The sequence below is a fragment of the Paenibacillus sp. FSL H7-0323 genome (assembly GCF_038002725.1).
Taxonomy (GTDB): Bacteria; Bacillota; Bacilli; order Paenibacillales; family Paenibacillaceae; genus Paenibacillus_AQ; species Paenibacillus_AQ odorifer.
The window spans coordinates 4,718,092-4,740,735 of record NZ_JBBODB010000001.1; the positions used below are offsets into that span (position 1 = coordinate 4,718,092).

The window sequence follows — 22,644 nt, forward strand, 5'->3', positions numbered from 1 at the left end:
ATAGTGAGCGTTGTCATTTCTTTTGTCATATGACAAAATGGATATTTTTACATAAAAACCCCTCATTTAAAAACTGGCGAACCATGGTTATAGAGACCACAATCCGCCTGCTTTCTTGGGAATTTAATTATTATCAATAAAAGAAATGATTTGCACGAGATTACCTGCGACTTGGTAAGTTAACCCCAGCATGTAAGTTCCTTTCTCCTCGTTTGATAGGTCAATAGTGAACACATCCGGATTAGCAGCCCATTCCTTCATATCAAACACAATTTCTTTAGATGTTCTAGTGTTTCTTACCCCAGCCGAATTAGGGATCACTTTGCTGCCATCGAGCCCTTTCACCAGATTGGCCACTTCAACTACAGGTCCCTTAAATTCTCCTACCTCTACCATTTGTGGGTCGGCCAATAAGCTCGTTAGTTTAGTTAATCCTTGTAATGGGGAGAAATCTGTAATTTCATTTCCAGTAATATCAAGTGTCTCTAGGTTCTTCGCGTACTGCAAACCTTCCAAGGATCTGGCTCTTCTGGTTTCGCTAGTTAACATTGTAAGGTTATTCATATCACCTAATGTTAATTCTCCAGTTACGCCCAATGTAGTCTTGATCGAAGCACTTAAATACGGGTCCGCCACAGTAATCACTTGCGTAAGATCTATTTGGACCAAACCTTCGGTTGCTTGTTGCAACGCTGCTACAGCTTCGTCTACTTCACTTTGCGTAACAGAAGAGTTAGCCAACACTGTCTCTGCTATCGAGAGGCTGGACGTAAATGCCGCGATGCTCTCAGGTGTGAAGCCTTCTAGAGAAATTGCTTTAGCCGCTGCAATCGCCTGTTCGAGATCTCTAGTGAATAAGTGATCTCCATTCGCGAAATGTAGTTTGGCTCCACCCCATGTAGCATGGTCAGATCCGTTGCCATTTCCCCCGTCTGTGACGACTAATTTCAGTTCTTTTGCTTCATTAATATCCAATTCGATGAATTTCTGCGGATCTCTCGAACCCATGACCCCACTATCGAATTTCTTCTCTCCATCGACAAACACCTCAAAGCTCACCGAACCAACAGAACCGTACATTTGTCTATCTACACCTACATAGGAAGTGAAATAGTCCGCGTTTTTGTCGCTTAGATTGTATACAATCGTCGAGTTAGAGTGCGCTCCAATTCCTCTTTCATAGGACACTACCTGATTGTTCTCATCTGTTAATCTCAGCGTATTTGCACTAATAGATTTATCCTTCAAAGGTGCAGTATAGCTGTTCTGAGTAGAATTCCAGTCGTAATCCGTCAGATACGTAAAGTCCGTCATGTCTACTACGGCTATAGTTCTAATCTTCGTGGTCGTATTTCCATCACTATCTGTTACTGTGTAAGTGATTGGATACTTTCCAGCCCGGTTGAATTTAACTTGCGCTTGACCTGTGACCTTCACTTGAGCCGTCAATTCACCGTCTTCCGAATCCATTGCGGAATAGCTTTCACTGATATCAATCGCTTGACCCACTTTGGTTGAGACAGATTTAGGTATGGTAAGCTCTGGTGTATTGTTCAAGATCATAAACTTCGCATCAGCAAAATCACCGTGATCTGAAGCATTTCCGTTACCTGCATTATCTAACACCAGCTTCAATTCACTTACACCCTTAACAGGTATCCGCGCAAGCTTGGCTTCTGTACCAAATTTCATCAGTCCGCTGTTATAAACCTCTGCCCCATCGGCAAAAATTTTGAAAATTACACTGGAGTTGCTTTGCTCAGGGATATTTCTATCAACCCCTACATACGTTTCAAAATATTCATAGTTTGCACCTGCCAGATTATACACGATTTCAGAGCTGGCATGGGTTCCTAAGCCCTTAGCGAACTCTTTGACCTCGCCATTTACCAGCAGCTTAATCGGATTGTTAGAGCTAGCCTTATCTTTTCGAACCACATTATAATCCGTTTTTGCCGATTGCCAATCTATATCACTCAGGTATTTACTAGCGCTGTATACAACAATCTTTCTGGCCTGCACAGCGGAGTTCCCATCTGAGTCTGTAACTGAAAACTCGACGTTGTAAGTCCCTGTTTTGCTTGATGTGAATCCATTTGAATGCACTTCAACGGCTCCAATTAAGTTACCATCTTCCGTATCAAAAGCTGTTACATCGCTCAACACATCAAATTCGCTGTTCAGCTTAACGAAGGTTGTCTCTTCCGGTACTGTAATGGTAGGTTTGCTTGAATTATTCGAGAACTTCGCATCCGCCCATACCGTATGGTCTGAAGCATTGCCATCCTTAGCATCTGTTGTAACCAGCTTCACCTCTCTTGCGCCAGTCACAGGGATTTTCACAAATTGATGTTCTGTTCCTGCCCGGAAAACATCACTCTCAAATTTCTGTTCTCCATCCACATACACTGCAAAAGTAGCCGAGGAAGGTTTCCCTTTCATGGCTTGATCAATCCCAATGTAGCTTTCAAAGAAGTCGTAACCCTTACCTTCAATATCGTAAACTACCTCAGAGTTGGCATGAACACCAATCCCTTTCGCGTACGTCGCAGCCAACCCTTGGCGAACAAGGGTTATGATTCCTCCGGAAACGGCTTTATCTTTCTTTAATTCACCCCAGCCTACAACGACTGACTTGGCATTGAGATCGGAAATATAGGCGTAGTCGCTCGTTACCGTAACCTGTGTGGTTTTCGTTTCCGTAACCCCTTCGCTTTTCACTTCATATACAATTTCGTAGTTGCCTTTTTGCGTTACATCAACGTTATTGGCTTTCAGAGAGACATCTGCAGTAATATCATTTCCTAGATAGTTAGCCGCTTTTACATAGCTCATCGGATCAAAGGTTTGATTAAGCTTTAAAGTGAGCTGATCTTCAACAGACAAGGCTGGCTTAAAGGCTTTAACCTGTACGGGCTTCAGTGGGTTCAGCTTTTTATCATAACCGACGATCTTGTACGTATAGTTGATACTCACATCTACATTCTGATCCACAAATTGCTCAGTTCCTGTAAAACCAACTAACACATCATTTCTATACACTTCATATCCTAAAAAGTCTTGCTTAAGCTCTTTATCTATACTGAAACTTAACGTGTTCGTTCTAGCCGTGGTGTTAGGTGTGATATTAACCTTAATGGCCAGATTTTTATCCGCTATTCCAGTTCCCTCATAATTAATCACCGAGTTATTTAAATACCATAACTTTTGCGGTGCCGGATACTTGGCTACTTTCGCTTTTGTCTCAGGATTCACAGTGAAGCCATGTCTGGCAAAATAGCTGCTTAAATCTAATCCCAGTACTTCGGAGGAGAACTCCACCAAATACTGCTGCTTGGAATTGTCACCGTTGGTAAGGGTGACCTTCCGCTCCCGATATAGCTTGGTTAGCTCTGTCCAGTATCCCGGATGTGCCAGCTCCAGCTGCCAATAGGCTCCGAGTTGTGCAAATAAGCCCTGCTGATTCATAACCACTTTATTTTCTTCGAGGACATATTTATAGATATCTGATTCATACGGTATACGATTATCTATCGAATTCGCTGCGACAGACATAAACATAGACACCATATTATTAGTTACTTCGCCATATTCCCGTTCACCCATAGCCAAGCGATGCCCAATTTCGTGATTCAGTCCCCAGCCCGGATAGGCTTTGTTAAAATCACCTAACATGGTTCCTACTGTTCCAAGTTGGATCCCTGTATGATCTCCCGCTGCATACATCGCACCATAAGGCTGCATCAAGCGAATATTCTCACGAATTAGCTTGGCATCATGAATCTCACTACTGCCATCCAAGCCATAGAAGGAAAAAATACTCTTCATCCAGGTGTCATACCCAGTTACGGTGTCCAGCGGGTTATTTCCTTGCGTAATATATTTGTTGTACGCCTCCGTCGCCGTTCCTGTGAAAATAACATGATCGCTGGACATTTCTACCACATCTATGAGTTTACGATCTTGAACATTTGGATGAGCCGCTTTATCTTCGTCCAGTCTTTGTTTGTATGTGATTAAGAAGGTTTTGAATTGTTCTGGATCCGTGGTCTTGGTCATAAAAGGAATCTTTTCTAAACCTTCGAAGCGAATCAATGGCGCTTTCCCTTGTTCCTCAGCTGTATATGGATTGACGATATACACTGTACCGCCCTTAGTCACTTCATGTGCATAATAACTATTCGTAGCAAATTCAGGAACGGTTATAATGTTCTTACCTGGACGCAATTGCACACCTCTAGCCCAAACATTCCAAGCGGCCTCTTGTTGAGAAAAGACTAAAGAAGGTAGCTTATCGTTAGAAGCTGCGTCCACATAAACGTTGATCGTATCTCCAGGCATTGCAACGAGACCTGTAGGCTGGTTGTTCGTACCAAAACCAATTCTCAGGTTTTCCTGCGCATGCTTTTTCATATCTCCACGTTGTTCCGCCTCAATGATGGTGCCTTCGGTTTGAACTTCACCATTCACTAGCTTCTTAGCTAAATCCAAAGAATCTTTCAGGATTGGATAGAGCGGATGTACTTTTGCCGCTTCTTCTAATTCGTTGATTGCTTCGACGCTATTATAAGCAGGCACAACTGCACTCATCGTTCCATCTGTGAAAATACCATTTACAGCTTCGCTTACTTTATCTTCTGTATAAAATCTAAATTCAGCCGCAAAAGGTCTGTTGATATTAGCTTTTGTGAACTTAAATTTTAATCTTTTAAACTTCGTCGGTTCGAATTTAAATTCCAGAAAGTCATTGGTACTAATCGCGGTTCCGCTAGATACAAGTTGGAAGGTCTCTCCTTTACTCGTCTCTGATGCATAGATTTCAAAAGCCTCTGGGAATCCTTTGCGGTTATCTCTAGCCAAAAAAGCTACTCTGTCCAGCACTTCCGCTTGCGCTAGTTCAAACACAACTTCATTCGTGAAGCTTGCATCATTGTTTTTGTTCGTTTCCCAATGCGTAGTGGGCTGGTCATCCAGCATATATTCAGGCTTCGTACCTGGGTAGCTTCCACCGTTCACCGTTACTTTTGATACGTTTGCATTCGGCATTCTATAAGCTTGGCTATAGGCATTTTCATAGGCTGTTCCATACCCTTTTAGCTTCGAAACCTTGGCTGCCGTTGCCTCTACCTGATGGTTCTCCAAAAGGATCTTTGCATTTTCTATCTCTTCTTTAAACTGCGCATACAGTGGATGTGCCTGCACTTCATTCTCTAAAGCTGTTAATTTCTCTGCCGTATCAAAAGCAGCACTAACTTGGCTCAAGGTATCATCTGTAAATAAATTTTTCATTTTAGCAGAAACACTATCCTCTTTATAAAAAGAAAACTCAGCCGCACTCGCCCAATCTTGGTTCGCTTTTTTGAAGACAAATTTAAGTCTCTTAAAAGCCGTAGGTGCGAACTGAATCTCCACTACATCACCGGTTGAGCCTGTATATTCTCCAGAAGACACGAGCGTAAAATCACCCGCATCGGTAGTGGAGCCGTAGATCTCAAATTCTTGAGCAAAACCTTTACCTTTCGCACCGGATTGCCTAGCCGCGTATACCATTCTATTTAATTCAGTGGACTCATTGAAAACAAACACAACCTCATTCGTAAACGTTGAACTATTCGGTTTGCCAGTCTCCCAATGCGTGCTCATATCCCCATCCATAGCCTTAGCTATAGGCGAGCCTGAGTAGTTGCCACCGTTATTTGTGATGGATTTAATATTTGCTGGATTCATTCTAAAAACCTCATTATAGGCATTTAGAGCATCCTTGCCGTACAGCTCAAACGGAATAACCGAAGCGTTGCTTAATAAGTTAACCTTACTTTGCGCCACTGTTTTTGTTACATTTACCTTGCTTACCTCACTTGCTAAAGCATAACCTGCCTCACTTGAAAAACTGGCCAACATGGCCGCCGATGTAGCGATCGCAATCATTTTCTTCATCTCTTCTTACCCCCAGATGTTATATGAATCTCTCCAGTGCCCAAAAATGGGCATAAAAAAAACTACCCCAAAAGAGTAGCTTGATTGCGTATAAAGTCGCCTAAAAATTAAGACTTAATTTTTATTAAACCTTAACAAGCATAAACGCCTTCGGCGTCCTATAAGGACGGTAAGCGTTTAAGCGAGAAATATAAGATATTAAGTATAGGTGTATAACTTATACTTTCTTATATTTTAACAAAAAGCGTTACACACTCTTTGGCAGCTGGCTGACAATAGTTATGATAACCTTAGTCCCTTTAGCTTTGCGTCCCTACATTTCCATAGGTTTGCCTATGAAGTTTCGAATACATTCAAAGAGTAACATAAGCCTAGATCGGATCGCATGATTAATTGGTATGAAATGAGTATAGGTAATTGCAATTAGTTTTTCTTATGTGATAGATATTATTTATCGACTATCCCGGAAGAGAAGGGCATCCTTTAGGACTGTAGGTCTACTTAACTCTCCGATCCAAACAAACCCCGGAACCAATTCCACACATCGCCCGTGACGGGAATTAATCCGAAACCATGTTCGCCAACTGCGATTACACCATATGCCCATTGTCCGATAGCTATGGCACCCCCAGCGATCCTGCCTATCGCTATCGCACCAAACGCCGTATCCCCTATGGCGATGGCCCCCAACGCTTTTTCCGCGATTGCGATCGCTCCTACAGCCACGCCTGCAATCGCAATCGCTCCCACTGCGAAGCCAAGCCAGCTAAGTGCTATTGCTCCGATCGCTAACCACATTCCCAGTGATATTGCTCCTAAGGATAATACGCCCACGCTTATCGCACCTATGGAAATCAATCCGACAGCTACATCTCCAATAGCGATTAATCCAACGGCTGTCTTCACACGGGGTTTACCTCCACGACCATACGCTTGACCTGAGTATCGCCCTAGATTACTGCGAATACTGATGACCGGAAATGAGGGAGAAGGCCATTGATAATCAATCTCTCGTCCATCAAAGCCCCTAGAATCTGCCCAGCGCGTTACAAATTGATGCCATTTCATATCCATCCCGTCCCCCTTTTCAAATTACCTAAATTATACAACCCCGGGGGTTGGCTGTACTCAGACTCTGACCTGAAATTCATCTCATCCTCTGGACGGATATATACTCATTAGGATTACTGTTTGGGAATAGGATCAGGCTTTCCAAATAAATAACCCTGAAACAACTGATAACCACTCTGCTTAAGCCATTCAAAGTCCTCTCTAAACTCCACACCTTCTGCTAAAGGAACGGATTGGATTTCTAAAGCTTTTTCTAAAAATTGCTTTGCTATTTTCTGTTTGTTCAGATCGCTGGACACACCCTGAACATATTTCATATCCAGCTTCATGTAATGGGGTTTAAGCTCCAATAACATCTCGATCGTGCTGAAGCCCTCACCAACATCATCTAAAGCGTATTCAAATCCCCGATCCTTGTAATATGTCAAAATAGCTTTCAAATGAGCGAGATCATCCACTTTCTCCGTCTCAACAACTTCAAAGACAAAAAGAGAAGGATCGACGCCTAATTGATTGGCCAGTTCAACGGTTGATCTTAAGCAGAACTCTGGAGCGTAGATCGACGTTGGGATAAAATTAATAAACGTTTTTTTATTTAAGGGTGCAGCATATTTTACAGCCGTCATTCTACATAACCGGTCTAAAGCATATAAACGCCCACGATTCCGTGCCGCCGCAAAAATCTCATTAGGATAGATAAGAGATCCGTCTTCTTTTTTAAATCTGGATAGGAGCTCGTATGCAAAAATCTCTTCCCTTACGTTCACAATCGGTTGGAAGTAGCAAGTAACAAGACCCTTAGTGATAACCTCATCAATCCACTCCATATCAAGTACAGTGGGTAATTCGGATAGAGGTCTCCATGTTTGGTCATCTATACGGAATTCAACCTGCTCCGACTCCATATGGTCATTACAGAAATCCAGAAAATCCCGCACCCCAGCCTCCTTAACTGTAATCACATTTTCTTCCACCTTATGTATCGTATTACTTCTACTCAAGTGATGAATAACCTCAGGTAAAACCCTAAGATTAAGCTCACCATGAGCCTTGATTTCAAAATTCAGATCTCTTACTACACAATGATTACAAGCCACATTCATAACCCCTTTAATAATCGATTCTCTGAATCCCGGAACGGCTCTTCTCAATCGAAATCCGTATACTCCAGTAAATACGCCGGGTCTAACACGGTGATCTGCTGATGTTGAATCTCAATAATCTTTTGCTCTTGCAGATCTTTAAGCACAAGGGTAGCCGTCTCCCTTAACGTTCCGATCATATCCGCGAACTGCTGATGGGTCAATCGAAGATCAATCCTCTGTTTGCCTTGCTCCTCTACTCCAAATCTTTGGTATAGTCTTCTCAGCGTAAAGATCGCACGCGCTCTCGCATCATGAAATTTCATTTCATGTAATAACCGATTCGATAAAAATAAACGCTCCATTTGCAGCAGCATCAATTGCTCCTTAATCAACGGGTAATCGGCAAGCATCTGCTTAAAAGGCTCATGTTTAATCTCAAATAATACAGTATCATTCATAGCCACCGCAGACAGCACTCTTATATTGGAGGGATGGATCACTTCCAGATCGCCAAAGAAATCGCCTTTTCCAAAAAGATCTACGGTATGCTCTTTCCCTTTCGTGGTAGCATACACCCTTATAATCCCCGAATAGATAATGTAGGCATGATCCCCCGGATCTGATTCTGCAAACACCAGGGTTCCCTTAGAATATGCCTTATAAGTGAATAATCCTGAGACCGCCTCGATTTTCTCCGAGGGTAAACCCTGAAAAAAGCGAGTGCCAGTCCAAAAAGAAGCTTCCATCTCATTATTCCTTTCTAACACATTCCATAGTTTTGTATGCCAACATACTGATAATAAATCATCATCCTGTTATATTCTATCGTAACGTTGTCACATAGGCTTGATGCCAATACGATTTACAAAGGAGATCCATTCATGAAATATAATTTTGACGGAAAAGGACTTATTGAAACGCCAGATGTCGTGTTTGAGAGCAATCCGCTACTAGAACTGAGCATGTACAACAATCATATTAAAGAGATTCCCGATCAGCTCTTCCTTCATGACGAATTAGAGGTACTAAATTATGCGGGCAATGAAATCGAACGCTTATCCGAGAACATCGGTCGCTTAGTTCACCTAAGAATGCTGGATTTAGGCCATAATCGGCTGAAGGTGTTGCCGGAGAGCATTGGCGGATTGCAGGGGTTGGATTCTTTTCTATACCTAAGCAATAATCAGTTCGAACAGCTGCCGGAGCAGCTCTGTAATCTCCAGAAGCTCAAGTATCTGAACGTAACAGATAATCATCTCAAGCAATTGCCTACCCGTATAGGCGAAATGAGCAGTCTGATTGAATTGCGGCTTTATTATAATCAGCTGGAACGTTTACCTGATTCGATCACACAAATAAAAGGCCTAAGAGAGATCCATCTCTATGGTAATCAACTGGTCATGTTACCAGATCATTTGGATTCTATAGAAGAACTTCGGATAATCGATTTAAGTGATAATCGAATCACTAAGCTGCCTTCATCTATCGGTAATTTAAGCAAGTTAAGAAGACTGAACCTTAGAAAAAATAAACTGAATAAACTCCCTGAGGAAATAGGTCAATTAAACAGCCTCGTTGAGCTTGATTTAAGAGATAATAATCTGCAAAAAATCCCGGATTCGATTCTACAACTTGGACGATTAGAGAAACTGGATTTAAGATGGAATCACAGCTTGAAGGGAACAGACATTTTAGAGCAATTAGAGCAAAGAGGATGTATCGTTTATAAATAACAAAAAAAGCCTCCAATTAAAGAAGCTTTTCACTCAAATCCATAATATGCGTAACGCCATTTCTCCCCTGTTCTTTAGAAACGTAAAGCGCTTGATCAGCTTTTTCCAGAAGAGTGATGTCTGTATCAGTTGCTTCAAAGGTAGCTATGCCAATGCTTACCGTAATGCTGCCAATCTCCCAAGTGGAGCTGGCTATGAATTGTCGTAGACTCTCAGCTATAGCCGTGGCATCCGATGAATCTGTATTAGGCAGCAGAAGGATAAACTCCTCACCACCATACCTAGCTACGATATCTTCTTTACGTGATTGGGACTTCAGGATACTCGCTAATTTCTCCAGGACATAATCACCCATCTGATGACCGTAGGTGTCATTCACATTTTTAAAGTGATCAATATCTAGAATACATAATGAAAAAGGCGCCTGATCACGGTGATACGCTGCAATCTGCTCTTCCAGCTTTTCTTGCAGGAACCTTCTATTCTTTAATCCAGTAAGCTTGTCTGTAGTAGATAGCTCTACTAAAACGGCATTCATCTCCAGCAACTCAGCTTGCTTTTGCTCGATTTCCAGGTGAATTTGTTTGAGCTTTGCCAGCGCCTGATCTTTTTCCCAATACGCCTCTTCTATTTGCTTCTTCGCAGATCGTAACTCTAGCTCATAATCAATACGTTTGCCCATCTGTACGAGAATACAATCAATGACCTCTACACCTTCACATTCAAGGCGTCTACCATTTAACAAGTAAGGCACGGCTTGCCCCTTGCTGTCCTTCAAATTGATAAATAGCTCTTCTACATGTCCATTCAGATTGATAAAAGGATAGAAGTATGAATGAAAAATAAGCTTGTTGGCCGTAGACATGATAGATTCAAAATGTTTATTTACCAAATCAACCTGCTGATATCCCATCCCATCCAAAAAGGTTTGATTCACATCGAGGATCATTCCTTCATGGGTAATGGAAACATATCCGCATGGCGCATATTTTAACCGGTCATCCATTGTCTAAATATCCTTTCAACACCATAATCTTCTCCATCTCACCCAAGGTACTCATTAATCAAAGTAATGGTCTCCTGGGGATGGCTAATATGTGGATAATGGCCCTTGGCCTCCATTAACCGGAGCGTACTATTATTCATATGTCTATGTAAATATTCTCCTACTTCTATAGGAACGATACTATCATCCGAGCATTGCAATATGAGTGTAGGCACTGTCGCTTTAGGCAGATCTTCTCGATGATCCGAAAAAAATGTAACTTCCGCAAATTCTCTAGCGATAATAGGGTCGGCCGAAATAAAGCTTCGTTCCAGCTGTTTAGTCAACATCGGGTCAGGGTTATTCATCGCAAGTGGAGCCATAAAGCTAGCCCAGCCCGCGAAATTCATCTCCATCATATCCAGAAGCTCAGTAATATCACTTTTTTCAAAGCCCCCGAAATAAGCATCTCCCTCATTTAAATAACGTGGGGAAGGTCCGATCATAATCATTTTATCAAAATAATCCGGCCGCTCGATTGAAGCAAGCAAACCGATCATAGAGCTAATAGAATGACCTATAAAAATAAGATCCTTGAGTTCAAATGTTTCGATAACATCTAGTACATCCTGTACATAACCATGGAGAGTATGATATTTATCCGATGTATATGCGCTTAAATCTGAATGGCCTGAGCCTACATAATCAAATAGAACGATTCGATACTTTTTCTCAAATGATGGCGTGATAAACTGCCACATGCTTTGATCACACCCAAATCCATGCGCAAAAAGGATAGTTTTTTCTCCTGCTCCAATGACTTTTACATGATTCCGCACCATAACATCGTTCATTTCATATAACTCCTCTATAGTTAGCATTCTCTCTATTTTGCAGGGTTCCCCTGGAAATATCAAGCGTAGAAAAAACTCCGCTAGATTAATCTCTAGCGGAGTTTTATGTAGCCTCCCGTTTGGGTCATCATTTGGCAAAATGGTAGCGTGCTGGGGCACCCCTGCGTTCAATCCGATAACATTTTGCCCCAAAAAATTGGTTAGCGGACCCAGAAGACCTTAAATGCGCCATTATTCCACATTTGAATTGCTATCGGACTCCACTGCAGCTATTGGCGCGAAAACACAAAATATGGGCCGATTTATATGAAATAGCGTCTCTGGAGTCCGAATTCCTTCTCAAAAGGCTGAAAATTTGCGAATAACATCATCTGGGTCCGTAAGACTCCGTGGATAAACTGTTGAGGCAGAGGTAGACAACCAACATTTAGAATGCAGAAGTCCAACCCGCATCAGCAGCGATGATAGCTCCGTTTACAAAACTGGAATCATCCGAAGCCAGGAATAACGCAACTTGTGCGATTTCTTCAGGTGTACCTACACGAGGGATCACAGCCTGTGTTAATTGCGTACGGCTCACGCCGAATTCATTTATATTTTTCATTGAAGCACTGATGTTTGTGGCAGTAGCTCCTGGTGCGATAGCATTACAACGAATCCCTTTGTTGGCATACATAAAAGCTGTGTTTTTCGTCAAGCCTACTACAGCATGTTTAGAGGCAGTATAAGTTGCTCCCGCATGGGCACCACTTACCCCACCTGTAGAAGCAGTATTAACGATAACCCCTTTTCCTTTTTCCAAAAAAATAGGCAGTGCTTTACGAGTGGACCGCATTACACTTTTGGTATTGATATCAAAGATAAGATCCCATCGTTCATCTGTAATATCACCAACTGGCTCAAAGCCATCCATAATCCCTGCGTTATTCACTAAAATATCTAACGTGCCATATTCTTTTACAGCGGTATCAATCATGCTATCAATATCTCCAACCAGGGCAACATTTACTTTCAGTGCCTTAGCTACTCCACCGTTACTATTGATCCCTGCGGCTACTTGTTCAGCACCTTCTAGGTTCAGATCGGCTACAATCACTTTTGCCCCTTCTTTAGCGTACAACTCTGCGATAGATTTCCCCATACCCGATGCCGCCCCAGTAACCACTGCAACTCTGTCTTGAAGTTTCATGTTGGAAGTCTCCTTTACGTTTATCTATAATGTAAATATCAATATATAAAATCTCTTTAACGCTTAAAATTTATACTACTCAAGTTTAATCCTCTAAAATTTAACTATCAATATACAAATGGGACACCAAATGTTCATAAATATATATAACGTGGGATTCTGTTCAAATAGGATTAGAAAATAGACAGTTAGGTGGTCTTCTGTTGCTTAAAAATAATCGGAGAACTAGCAAATCGCGTAAAGAGCTTAAAAACGCATTGATATTACTCATGGAAAAAAAGAATTTCCGCACCATTACGATAACCGATATCGTTACTCTTGCCGATTTAAACCGCGGAACCTTCTATAAACATTATCAAACCAAAGAAGAACTTCTAAATGAGCTAATTGATGATGTGTTGGAGGATTTAATTAAGGCTTATAAAGAACCCTATCTTCATACCGATAAATTTATAGTTAGTGAGCTGACCACCTCGAGCATCAAGATTTTTGAACATGTGGTCTCTTACTCTAATTTTTATACCATCATTATAAATTCCAATGTTCTGCCAGGGTTCCAAAATAGGATTTGCGACCTCTTAAAGGAGCTCACCAAGCGGGACTTAGTCGCAGTTAATAACACTAATACCAATGTAAATATCGAATTGTTTTCCAGTTATACCGCCTATGCTCTATTTGGATTAATCATAGAGTGGGTAAAAGGCGGATTTAAATATACAGCTAACCATATGGCAGAGCAGCTGATTGAAATTCTGTCTTTTAATTCACATAATGTGATCATCAACACTTCAAATCAACCGATTAAACAGAATTCCATCCCTGTTAACGGCGACTAATTTATCTCAAACTAAAAAAAGCCACTCCAAAATGCTGGAGTGGCTTTTGAATGCAATTTATAACCTAAGGTCTTCTGTTTCCACCGCCACCTGGACCTTGATTAGTGTTTGCGGTTGTTACTCCGGATTCATTTAGCCAAGTTACGCTGCTTGTAATTTCGAACGCTACTACTTTTGTTCCTCCTGTATATTCACCATCCGTATACAGTCCGTTCGCTTCACTACCAGTCGAGGTACCTCCCGAGTAGAGGGTGTAAGAACCGCCGTCCTTCAGATCCGGTGAACTAATCACCACCGTTTGATAGCTCTTCGAAGGAGCAAAGGTCAGGATCGAGTTACCTTCGCTGTCCTCTAGATGAACCAATGTTCCAGCCTCCTGGGTCTGAGGGAAAGTCATGCTGACTGCATGTTGGCTAGAGGTGTCAGACGGTGCTTGTGCCATGCCCGAACTTCCCGCAGCCACCAAAGTTCCTCCACTCTGTTCAAAGCTACCGTCGAAATCAAGTGCACCGTTACCGCTATTGGTAGGTCCATTAACAATAACCGTGCCACCCGACATTGTGATGGAGCCGTTCGAATCCAGCCCGTCACCTGAAGCATCGACCGTTAGTGTTCCTCCACTAATCGTTAGCATATTGCTAGCAGAATCGCTGAATTGATCCTGCTCCTGAGGGCCGCCGCCTACAGTCGCCTCATCGTTACCTCCTGCTACATTCACTCCATCATCAGAAGCAACCACATGAGCTTCGCCACCGGAAATCTCGATGTTTGCTCCTTCAATCCCTTCGTAGCTCTTCGTAATATCAATTTTACCACCAGATATCGCCACCAAGGCATCCGCATGAATTCCATCGTCGCCAGTTTTGATGTTGAATTCTCCATCAGCTATAGCAATGTTACTGTTGCTGTGCACTGCATCATCAGCAGAATCGATGGTAAAGGTTCCGTTATTTAAGCTAATATCTCCTCCAGCCTTCAAGCCTTTAGTACTTGGTGTTTCCGATTCTGTAGTTGTTGCCGTTGTTGCCGTTGTTGATGCTTCCGTTGTTGGTATCTCCGGTTTTGTTTCTGGCATCGTCTCTGGTTTGGTTTCAGATGTTGAGGTTCCTGTTGTTCCTGTTGTTCCTGTTGTTCCTGGTGTTCCTGTTGTTCCTGGTGCTTGATCCCCTGTTCCCTGACCTCGGCCACCTCTCATGCCCATACCTTGCCCTTGATCACCTGTTTTCACTTCACCCTTCTCGTTGCCCCCACCCGTAACTAAGGTGTATGTTCCGCCCTCTATTACAAGTGAAGTCTCAGCTTGAATTCCATCATTACCAGCCGTAATATCAAATGTTCCTGCTGCTATTGCTATGAAGCCTTTGTCCGTCTCAGTATCGTTGGTTGATTTCATTCCATCGCCTTCTGCCGTTATGCTGATATTTCCGTCTTGTACAGCGACAAGATCTTTACCTACAATCCCGTCATCGGCAGCCTTAATTTCAATAGTGCCACCCATAATTTTCAGATCGTCCTTGCTCGTAATTCCGTCATTATAGTTAGCGGAAACAGACAGCTTCCCGGTCCCATTAATCGTTAAATCCGCTTTACTGAAGATAGCCGCACTCGGTTCATCTGTAGTTTCATCGGCATACACGTAAGTTGCTCCATCAGATACGGAGTTCTCCGTCCCGTCTTCCAAGGTAATGATCACTTTCCCCGCTTCTTTAATATCAATTGCAGCACTATCGCTGTTCGTGATGTTCACACCGTTCAGTACCAAGTGCACAGTACCTTCATCCTGATTATTAACTACAATCTGTCCATCACTCAGTTTACCAGACAGCACATAAGTTCCTGCTGCAGTAATTGTCACTGAGCCATCCTTAGACTCAGCCCCGGTGCCGTCAACAAGCGCACTTGTTCCAGCCAAAGCAATTTCCGTCGATTGGTCAGCCGTCCAAGTTGTATTAGAATCCTCTTCATCGAACGTCACCAGATCGGATAGTTTGGCGCTTGCCAGTTGCACTCCCGTGACAGCCCCGTTCTGAGTTATCGTTGTTGCCGAGGCTGCTGCTGTACCCGCCGCTTCAGACTGTGTTGTTGTGGAATTGGTGCTGCAAGCCGACATAAGTAATGCACACAATAGCAAGATTCCTACTTTACTTCCGGTTATATATTTATCCATTTTTCATCCATCCTTTCGTTATCTTAATAGTCATTAGCAGTTGGAGTCATGGTCAGAGACAGGTCTAAATTACCGTTCCGGGTACGAATCGCATCCAAAAATTCCTTCTGGTTCACAGCCTCACCCAGCGTTACAGCGTAGACCAGTTCATATAAACTGCCAAGCTCAGTCGTTCTAATCTTTTTAAGCTCATACCCAACGTTATATTTATTGAACACTTCAGCGAAGGCTTCCTCATATCCCAGACTCTCCGGGATGGTTACCTTTAATGTTTTTTGCGACGTTGTTCTTACGCCAAAGTTAGTCCGGTTAAGGATAAACATAAGAGCGCATAGGATAAGGGTGAAAAAGACTGCATATCCAAAGGAACCCACTCCACAGGCAAGTCCAGAAGCCATGGTGAACAGAACAAATGTGATATCCTTCGGATCGCCCGGCGCACTTCTAAACCGAATGATGGAGAACGCCCCGGCAAGACTGAAAGCTCTGGCAACATTACTTCCGATAAGCAAAATGATGATGGCCACAATTACGGGCAGCAGTACCATTGTTAGTGTGAAGCTTTGCGAATAGCCGCTGGCATTGGTCTTCATATAGGTGTAGCTAATGATCCCGCCAAGAGCAATAGCTATAAAAATAGTAAGCAGTGCGTTGGTAAACGTTAACTCTGTACTAGTTGCTACGGTAAATAATGAATCAAGCATAGAGGGCACTCTCCCGTTCTGTTTTACTGTTCTTCAGCATTTTTTTATATTCGTTGCCGTACTTGGAGAAGCTTGTACGGTACATTTGATGCTCTGAGAGCATTTTGGCCAGCCAGACCGGAATCGTGTTCTCAGCCTTTACTTCCATAAGCCACTGCCCCGGCTCCAGCAAGGGTTCGCCATGAACACCGTGCTCCATCTTCAGATCGTACCGGCGGCTGCGAATATTTGTATCGAATGTAATTCTTAGATCGCGATTGTTTTTACAGAACAACGCTTTTCGGTCATAAGACAGATACACCTTGGGCTGCAAATCATAGCGTGTCAGAAAATATTTGATCTCTTCAATCACCTGTTTATTCATGTAATCCTTGAATTCCGGTTCCATACCGGTGGCGACAAAATCATAAGCCTCGTTTAATTTGAGCGACGTTCTTCTTTTATTAACAAGACCAAATACCTTCTTTTTGATTTCCAGATACACCTTCGTATCTTGATTTGGAACACCGTATGCTCTTAAACGAAGCTTCTCTTTGTACTTGGGCTTCGCAAGACTGTTACGAATCAGGGTGTTGTGCTCCGTGTCATAATATAAGTTGGTTATGGAGTAAAACTCATGTTGCTTGTTGAAATCGTCTAGTTCCATGTATTCAAGCAATTGGTTATAAAATTTATAGTAGGCTTCGTTGTCCAACAAATATTTGTTCTCATAACGGTTGAATACCTCAATCGCCATATGTGATCAATCCTTTCTGTTTATCGTTGTCTCGTGTGCTTATGAATGTATCTTAGATCCCAAACCTTTAATGAATCTTAAATGGTTTTACAAATTATTGATTATCTTTTACATTCCCTTAACACAGGTGTAAATCGTAACTGCGGTGAATGTTGTTCTTCCGGCCGCTGTTGTCTGCAGATTTCTTGATTTCAAACTGCTGTTCGCAGTCACTTCTATCTCAACCTTCATTAAGGTTCAATAAAGGTAATCCTGATATAATGACCTCAATAACAAATACTGGTTCTATGTAGGGGATGGCAAAACCATGAGAATATTAATAGTAGAAGACGAGCTTCATCTCGCTGAAGCCTTAACTCAAATATTAAAAAAACATAATTATTCGGTGGATGCAGTCCATGACGGCAGGTCGGGTCTGGATTACGCACTGAGTGGAATCTATGATTTGCTGCTGCTCGACATCATGCTGCCTGAGATGGATGGGGTCAGCGTCCTCAAGACGCTGCGGAAAAAGGGGATACCCACTCCCGTTATCCTGCTTACCGCAAAGGGTGAAATTACAGATATGGTCACTGGGCTGGACTATGGAGCTGACGATTATATCGCCAAACCTTTTTCCTCGGAGATCTTATTGGCAAGAATAAGGGCTGTACTAAGACGTAAAGGCGAGGTGATACCAGATGATGCTTTAAAGTTCGGGGATATTGAACTGAATACATCCAATCTGAAACTTACCGTGGGTGGCAAAGAGATCAAGCTCAATCTAAAGGAATGCGAGCTATTGGAGCTTCTGATCTTGAGGAAACAAGCTGTAACCTCCAAAGAACAAATTATTGAGAAGCTGTGGGGCTTTGATTCAGATGCTGAGCACAATAATGTAGAGGTGTATATTTCTTTTTTGAGAAAAAAACTGACCTTCTTAAATTCGACCGTACGCATTAGTACGATCAGAAACGTAGGGTATGTATTAGAGGTGACGACCTGATGTTCACAAAGCTCAGAAATCGGTTTCTTATTGTTAACTTAGTCACCATCTCGGTGATCATGCTTGTGGCCTTCATCTCCATATATGTAATTACGTACCGGGATGTCCAAAACGATATTCAGATGGATCTTCACAGAATCATGGAAAACTACAAGTCTCCCGGTGGTGACACAGGACGATTAGGCAATACCAAAGGGGGAGCCACGTTACCACGTGTGGATAATAAACGTACGGATAACGGAACACCTCCTCCAGAACGCTCAATCTCATTTATGCTGAAAATAGATACAGCGTCCAACCTTACGGGGAAAGATTCCAAATTTACTATGGACGATGAATTTTATAATACGGCTCTGCAAGAAGCACTAAGCGCCGGTAAAGATACCGGAAGGTTCACCTTGGATAGCAGCAAATGGATCTTCAACATCCAGCATACGAATGATGGGGCGATGCTTGTATTTCTGGACATCACTGCAGAGCAAAAAATCCTCACCAATCTAATCTATACCTTCTCTGTAGTTGGCTCAGTGATGCTGATTATCTTGTACTTCGCTAGCCGCTTTTTTGCTAATCGTTCAATTGCGCCGGTAAAGGAGGCTTTTGAGAAACAGAAACAATTTATTGCGGATGCTTCCCATGAGTTAAAGACGCCGTTGACTATTATTAACACCAATGCGGATGTTCTCCTGTCCAACAGTGATGACACCATTCACAATCAGTCCAAGTGGCTGCACTATATCAAGTCGGAAACAGAAAGAATGACCAGCCTGACCAATGATCTGTTGTACCTGACCGAGATGGACGATTCCAGATCGAGAATGATTTATTCGAAATTCAATCTGAGCGACGTGGTTGAAAATATCATTTTAACGATGGAAGCTGTAATCTTTGAGAAGCATATCTCCCTTGAATATGACATCGAGCCTGATCTGACAGTGCTAGGCAATAGTGAACAGATCAAACAAGTGATTATGATCCTCTTGGACAATGCTGTAAAATATTCGAACCCTAAAGGTTCAGTCACCTTATCCCTTAAAAAACAACATAATGACATGGTGTTAGCGGTCACCAATACGGGGGAGGGCATTGCGCCGGAGCACTTAGCGAGCATCTTTGACCGATTCTATCGTACAAATGCTTCCCGGGCGCGTAAACAAGGGGGATATGGCCTAGGGCTGGCGATTGCCAAATCGATTATTGAACAGCATAAGGGAAAAATTTATGCCAAAAGTTTTGTCGGCGAGTCCACCACGTTTTACGTACATCTTTCATAACTACAAGTAAAAAAGACTCAAACCCTGTTATCTCTAAGGTTTGAGTCTTTTTATTTACTTTACACTTCGCCCCAATAAATTTCGGTCTTATAATCAAAAAACACTTGCCCACCCTGGTTATTTCGTTCAAAAATATTCCGCAGCTCGGCCATCATATTCTCATAGCTTGGATCTCCGGGGACCGGAGTGTAGGAAGACGATCGAAGCCGCCCGCTTAAGCCCTCCAAATCAAATACCTGCTGATTGCTAAAATGCGCTACTTGCATCTGTCCTTTCTTGAAAAAGGAACTAAGGATCTCAGGGGTAATGTTCTTATGATTAACTTGAGTGTAGTTCGTCCCGAAGGTCTGCAGCAGCTGCTCATATTCCTCCAGAAATGGGGTACCGTAAGTAAGCCGGGAGTTCCATATCAGAATAACTTTTCCACCCGGTTTTAGAATCCGCTTGAATTCCAATTGCGTTGCGTCCCTATCAAACCAATGAAACGCTTGGGCGCATACGATAAAGTCCATGGACTGATCGGATAATTCTGTATGTTCAGCAGACCCCGGCGATACAGAGAAATGGTTATCCTTTGCGAAATTCTCTTCCGCAGCTCTACGCATTTCCGGATTGGGTTCAACGGCAGTCACACGACTCCCGCGCTCCAGAAGTAATGCTGAGAAGATTCCTGTTCCTGCACCAATATCAGCAATATCACAATTGGGTTGGAGCCCAATAGTATTGTACAAATAATCAATGGCTTCTCCAGGATAGCTCGGCCGATATTTTACATACGAATCCACCCGATTAGAAAATATTTCTTTGCTATTCATCCTTCGTCTCCTCCTAAGCGCTCAGGTTCATAATCACTTAATTTACCTTGGTAAACCAAACGCAGCCGATCACTTTGGCGAAAATCATCCGGAGTAACGAGTGCGGGCAGCTTATCCCATAACTTAATGCCCGACCGCTCTAGAATTTCCGCTACAAATTGCGAACAAAAATAAGAGTTGCTGAATTCGACAGGCTCCTTCAGGGCAATGCCAATTACGCCGAGAATATTATAGAGATACTTTTGACGGCTTCGGATAAAGACTTGCAAGACCCGCTCCATTTTCTCCACTTCGCGGGCTGTAACTTGAAGTTCATATAGGACACATGTTGTATTAGGGTATTTGCTGAACGTACCTGTCTTAATATCCTCCTTCACAAACCCTCCATTCAGGGGGTTGCTCGGATGCTTTCTGCCAAAGCTATACAGCTCGGAAAGCTCCCGATTAAAGGAGATCGAGGCATGATTATAGGGTGCTTTTGTATAGCCTTGAATGAGCTTCGTAAAAAGCGTCCCGGTATTCGTCAGTAATATAAAGACCGATGGATCTGCTGCCATTTACAATTTTCCCCTTATCAAGTTTGAGCGTTTCCTTCATAATAACATATGAACCCATTAATGGAATCTACTCTAGGACAAGTTGGTGATCAATTATCGACCGCTCTTTATTAACTATAATTCTTATCTTTGCGGCCTTATCGGCCATTCACTTGATGTATGTAGTTATAGGGAAGCTACAGCCAAATAAGGATTATACGGGCATTGGCTTTCGTATCAAGACGTGGTGGGGAATGCTTTTTATCTTTTGCCTAGCTACCCTATTTAATCCCGTCGTCTCTCTGCTGTCTCTCATGGTGCTCTGCTTCTTTGCACTGAAAGAGTATTTCTCTATGATGAAATCACGAAAATCCGACCGCAGGCTATTTCTGTGGGCGTACTTATCCATTCCGTTGCAGTTCTACTGGATTTATATCGAGTGGTACGGAATGTTTATTGTCTTCATCCCGGTATATGTATTCTTGCTCCTACCGCTGCCCAGAATGATTAATAAAGGCACGGTTGGTTTTATGCGTAGTGTCAGCTCCACCCAATGGGGGCTTATGCTGATGGTATTCGGACTTAGTCACTTGGCCTACTTTCAATTTGCTACACCGGAGTATGGAGCGGGGCTTGTACTTTTTCTAGTAGTGCTAACGCAGCTCAATGATGTGGTCCACTATCTGGCGTCACTTTATGTAGGAAAGCGGAAAATAGTTCCCACCGCCAATCCGTATTTAACTTGGGAGGGTTTCGCTTTCGCATTTGTCATCACGACAGGAGTTTCCTATCTAATCTATCCCTACCTGACGCCGCTCAACCCAATCTTCGGGTTACTGTCAGGCATGTTGATCAGCTTGAGCGGCTTCTTTGGCAGTTTAACGGTTTCCGTGTTAAAGCGGGATCTGCTAATCGGCGATGGCGATAAATTCGTGGCATTGAAGCAAAGCCATTTAAGCCGGATCGATAGCTTAACCTACACTTCACCGGTCTTTTTTCATGTCATTCGTTATTTTTTCGACTTCATGTAGATCATCTGATGGGGAGCTTGAATCAGCCCTTCCATGAATGATTATGCAGTATCTTCACCATTTGTTCTTGCTGGCTGGCGAACTGCTTATATCGATGTCCGTTGGCGCCCGAGGGGTGGGGAAATCCCCATAAGCAGCGTTGTTTATCAAGCTCACCTGCGGACACAAGGAGTTGAAGTATACTTTCCACTGTTTTTCCTAAGGGAATAATTAAGGCCCGGCTCAGGATGTTCAGCTCCTCACGCAAGGAAGATAATGCCTGCGCCCTGAGGAATGAATTTGAAAGTAGCTTGGGCTGGGCCCCACTATAATTTTTCTTATCCACGAACACGGGAAAATGTAATAAAGAGCTGGTGTGCAGGATCGTCTGCTGCTGCTGAAATAGTTCTTCACAAGAGGTTAGGTTCAAGTGTTGATGCAGTTTAAGTGTATCTAACATATGAATTAACGTGTTCCGCATGGAGCCTGCGAATCTGGCCGCTTCCTTCGCTGTCCTACATACCTCTTCATCTGACAAACCAGCCTCCAGACCTATGATCGCTTCTTGTATCGCTATGCCCATTTGTGTGAACCCGGGCGTTAACCCTATAATGATCACCTTAGCAGAAGGATTAATGTACTCATTATGGGGGGCATAATACATTTCCACCTTGCCATTACGCTCCATTAGAAGCTTTTCCACCTGCAGATCCTGTTTAGTTAGCAC

Annotated in this window: 18 protein-coding genes and 1 riboswitch; of the genes, 5 read left to right on the plus strand and 13 right to left on the minus strand. The window is 42.8% G+C overall.

Features of this window, described 5'->3' with window-relative positions:
* Positions 1-123: 123 nt before the first annotated feature.
* The 4 genes from MHH89_RS21315 to MHH89_RS21330 form a co-directional block, all read right to left on the minus strand.
* Positions 124-5,937 carry an NPCBM/NEW2 domain-containing protein gene (locus MHH89_RS21315; RefSeq protein ID WP_341088049.1) on the minus strand — a complete coding sequence of 1,938 codons (5,814 nt, stop codon included), beginning with the start codon at positions 5,935-5,937 and terminating at the stop codon, positions 124-126.
* Positions 5,938-6,194: 257 nt separating this feature from the next.
* Positions 6,195-6,281: riboswitch (cyclic di-GMP riboswitch) on the minus strand.
* A 157-nt stretch (positions 6,282-6,438) separates the two neighbouring features.
* Complete coding sequence (locus tag MHH89_RS21320) at positions 6,439-7,005, minus strand: hypothetical protein (protein WP_076282228.1); 567 nt, start codon at positions 7,003-7,005, stop codon at positions 6,439-6,441.
* Positions 7,006-7,121: 116 nt separating this feature from the next.
* Complete coding sequence (locus MHH89_RS21325) at positions 7,122-8,159, minus strand: EAL domain-containing protein (protein ID WP_339245463.1); 1,038 nt, start codon at positions 8,157-8,159, stop codon at positions 7,122-7,124.
* Positions 8,156-8,839, minus strand: coding sequence for a Crp/Fnr family transcriptional regulator (locus tag MHH89_RS21330; protein ID WP_076278248.1), 684 nt, complete (start codon positions 8,837-8,839; stop codon positions 8,156-8,158). The genes MHH89_RS21325 and MHH89_RS21330 overlap by 4 nt, the downstream gene beginning before the upstream one ends.
* A gap of 135 nt (positions 8,840-8,974) precedes the next feature.
* Between MHH89_RS21330 and MHH89_RS21335 the strand changes: the two genes are divergently transcribed.
* Positions 8,975-9,826, plus strand: a complete 852-nt coding sequence (locus MHH89_RS21335) for a leucine-rich repeat domain-containing protein (RefSeq protein ID WP_341088051.1) — start codon at positions 8,975-8,977, stop codon at positions 9,824-9,826.
* Positions 9,827-9,842: 16 nt separating this feature from the next.
* Here MHH89_RS21335 and MHH89_RS21340 read toward each other — a convergent pair whose 3' ends face one another.
* The 3 genes from MHH89_RS21340 to MHH89_RS21350 form a co-directional block, all read right to left on the minus strand.
* Complete coding sequence (locus MHH89_RS21340; protein ID WP_341088053.1) at positions 9,843-10,832, minus strand: sensor domain-containing diguanylate cyclase; 990 nt, start codon at positions 10,830-10,832, stop codon at positions 9,843-9,845.
* Positions 10,833-10,870: 38 nt separating this feature from the next.
* Positions 10,871-11,665, minus strand: a complete 795-nt coding sequence (locus MHH89_RS21345; RefSeq protein ID WP_076124162.1) for an alpha/beta fold hydrolase — start codon at positions 11,663-11,665, stop codon at positions 10,871-10,873.
* 427 nt (positions 11,666-12,092) lie between these two features.
* Complete coding sequence (locus tag MHH89_RS21350) at positions 12,093-12,854, minus strand: SDR family oxidoreductase (RefSeq protein WP_076124164.1); 762 nt, start codon at positions 12,852-12,854, stop codon at positions 12,093-12,095.
* A 203-nt stretch (positions 12,855-13,057) separates the two neighbouring features.
* On the opposite strand from MHH89_RS21350, the gene MHH89_RS21355 reads away from it, so the two are divergent.
* The gene (locus MHH89_RS21355; protein WP_254847725.1) at positions 13,058-13,690 is read left to right on the plus strand and encodes a TetR/AcrR family transcriptional regulator; all 633 of its coding nucleotides are present in this window, start codon (positions 13,058-13,060) and stop codon (positions 13,688-13,690) included.
* A gap of 64 nt (positions 13,691-13,754) precedes the next feature.
* Here MHH89_RS21355 and MHH89_RS21360 read toward each other — a convergent pair whose 3' ends face one another.
* From MHH89_RS21360 to MHH89_RS21370, 3 genes are read right to left on the minus strand one after another with little or no spacing between them, the layout of a single operon-like run.
* Positions 13,755-15,857 carry a carbohydrate-binding domain-containing protein gene (locus tag MHH89_RS21360; protein ID WP_341088055.1) on the minus strand — a complete coding sequence of 701 codons (2,103 nt, stop codon included), beginning with the start codon at positions 15,855-15,857 and terminating at the stop codon, positions 13,755-13,757.
* A gap of 23 nt (positions 15,858-15,880) precedes the next feature.
* Complete coding sequence (locus MHH89_RS21365; RefSeq protein ID WP_076124168.1) at positions 15,881-16,561, minus strand: DUF4956 domain-containing protein; 681 nt, start codon at positions 16,559-16,561, stop codon at positions 15,881-15,883.
* Positions 16,554-17,297, minus strand: a complete 744-nt coding sequence (locus MHH89_RS21370) for a polyphosphate polymerase domain-containing protein (RefSeq protein WP_076105108.1) — start codon at positions 17,295-17,297, stop codon at positions 16,554-16,556. The genes MHH89_RS21365 and MHH89_RS21370 overlap by 8 nt, the downstream gene beginning before the upstream one ends.
* Before the next feature lie 307 nt (positions 17,298-17,604).
* On the opposite strand from MHH89_RS21370, the gene MHH89_RS21375 reads away from it, so the two are divergent.
* Positions 17,605-18,282 (plus strand): response regulator transcription factor, encoded by a 678-nt coding sequence (locus MHH89_RS21375; protein ID WP_076099753.1) that lies wholly within the window; start codon positions 17,605-17,607, stop codon positions 18,280-18,282.
* Positions 18,282-19,556 carry a sensor histidine kinase gene (locus MHH89_RS21380; protein WP_076124170.1) on the plus strand — a complete coding sequence of 425 codons (1,275 nt, stop codon included), beginning with the start codon at positions 18,282-18,284 and terminating at the stop codon, positions 19,554-19,556. Before MHH89_RS21375 ends, MHH89_RS21380 begins: the two co-directional genes overlap by 1 nt.
* 59 nt (positions 19,557-19,615) lie before the next feature.
* Here the strand turns inward: MHH89_RS21380 and MHH89_RS21385 are convergent, their stop codons facing one another.
* Together MHH89_RS21385 and MHH89_RS21390 are read right to left on the minus strand one after the other, a co-directional pair.
* On the minus strand, positions 19,616-20,371 hold the full coding sequence (locus tag MHH89_RS21385; RefSeq protein WP_339188947.1) for a class I SAM-dependent methyltransferase: 756 nt from the start codon (positions 20,369-20,371) through the stop codon (positions 19,616-19,618).
* On the minus strand, positions 20,368-20,928 hold the full coding sequence (locus tag MHH89_RS21390; RefSeq protein ID WP_076124175.1) for a hypothetical protein: 561 nt from the start codon (positions 20,926-20,928) through the stop codon (positions 20,368-20,370). The genes MHH89_RS21385 and MHH89_RS21390 overlap by 4 nt, the downstream gene beginning before the upstream one ends.
* A 95-nt stretch (positions 20,929-21,023) precedes the next feature.
* On the opposite strand from MHH89_RS21390, the gene MHH89_RS21395 reads away from it, so the two are divergent.
* Complete coding sequence (locus MHH89_RS21395) at positions 21,024-21,938, plus strand: phosphatidate cytidylyltransferase (RefSeq protein WP_076132799.1); 915 nt, start codon at positions 21,024-21,026, stop codon at positions 21,936-21,938.
* 22 nt (positions 21,939-21,960) lie between these two features.
* Here MHH89_RS21395 and MHH89_RS21400 read toward each other — a convergent pair whose 3' ends face one another.
* Positions 21,961-22,644 (minus strand): uracil-DNA glycosylase family protein, encoded by a 684-nt coding sequence (locus MHH89_RS21400; RefSeq protein ID WP_341088058.1) that lies wholly within the window; start codon positions 22,642-22,644, stop codon positions 21,961-21,963.

Excerpts from the sequence above, each read along its gene's own strand:
- MHH89_RS21315 (WP_341088049.1), bottom strand. The coding sequence starts at position 5,937 with ATGAAGAAAATGATTGCGATCGCTACATCGGCGGCCATGTTGGCCAGT.
- MHH89_RS21320 (WP_076282228.1), bottom strand. The coding sequence starts at position 7,005 with ATGAAATGGCATCAATTTGTAACGCGCTGGGCAGATTCTAGGGGCTTT.
- MHH89_RS21330 (WP_076278248.1), bottom strand. The coding sequence starts at position 8,839 with ATGGAAGCTTCTTTTTGGACTGGCACTCGCTTTTTTCAGGGTTTACCC.
- MHH89_RS21335 (WP_341088051.1), top strand. The coding sequence starts at position 8,975 with ATGAAATATAATTTTGACGGAAAAGGACTTATTGAAACGCCAGATGTC.
- MHH89_RS21340 (WP_341088053.1), bottom strand. The coding sequence starts at position 10,832 with ATGGATGACCGGTTAAAATATGCGCCATGCGGATATGTTTCCATTACC.
- MHH89_RS21345 (WP_076124162.1), bottom strand. The coding sequence starts at position 11,665 with ATGAACGATGTTATGGTGCGGAATCATGTAAAAGTCATTGGAGCAGGA.
- MHH89_RS21350 (WP_076124164.1), bottom strand. The coding sequence starts at position 12,854 with ATGAAACTTCAAGACAGAGTTGCAGTGGTTACTGGGGCGGCATCGGGT.
- MHH89_RS21360 (WP_341088055.1), bottom strand. The coding sequence starts at position 15,857 with ATGGATAAATATATAACCGGAAGTAAAGTAGGAATCTTGCTATTGTGT.
- MHH89_RS21365 (WP_076124168.1), bottom strand. The coding sequence starts at position 16,561 with ATGCTTGATTCATTATTTACCGTAGCAACTAGTACAGAGTTAACGTTT.
- MHH89_RS21370 (WP_076105108.1), bottom strand. The coding sequence starts at position 17,297 with ATGGCGATTGAGGTATTCAACCGTTATGAGAACAAATATTTGTTGGAC.
- MHH89_RS21375 (WP_076099753.1), top strand. The coding sequence starts at position 17,605 with ATGAGAATATTAATAGTAGAAGACGAGCTTCATCTCGCTGAAGCCTTA.
- MHH89_RS21380 (WP_076124170.1), top strand. The coding sequence starts at position 18,282 with ATGTTCACAAAGCTCAGAAATCGGTTTCTTATTGTTAACTTAGTCACC.
- MHH89_RS21385 (WP_339188947.1), bottom strand. The coding sequence starts at position 20,371 with ATGAATAGCAAAGAAATATTTTCTAATCGGGTGGATTCGTATGTAAAA.
- MHH89_RS21390 (WP_076124175.1), bottom strand. The coding sequence starts at position 20,928 with ATGGCAGCAGATCCATCGGTCTTTATATTACTGACGAATACCGGGACG.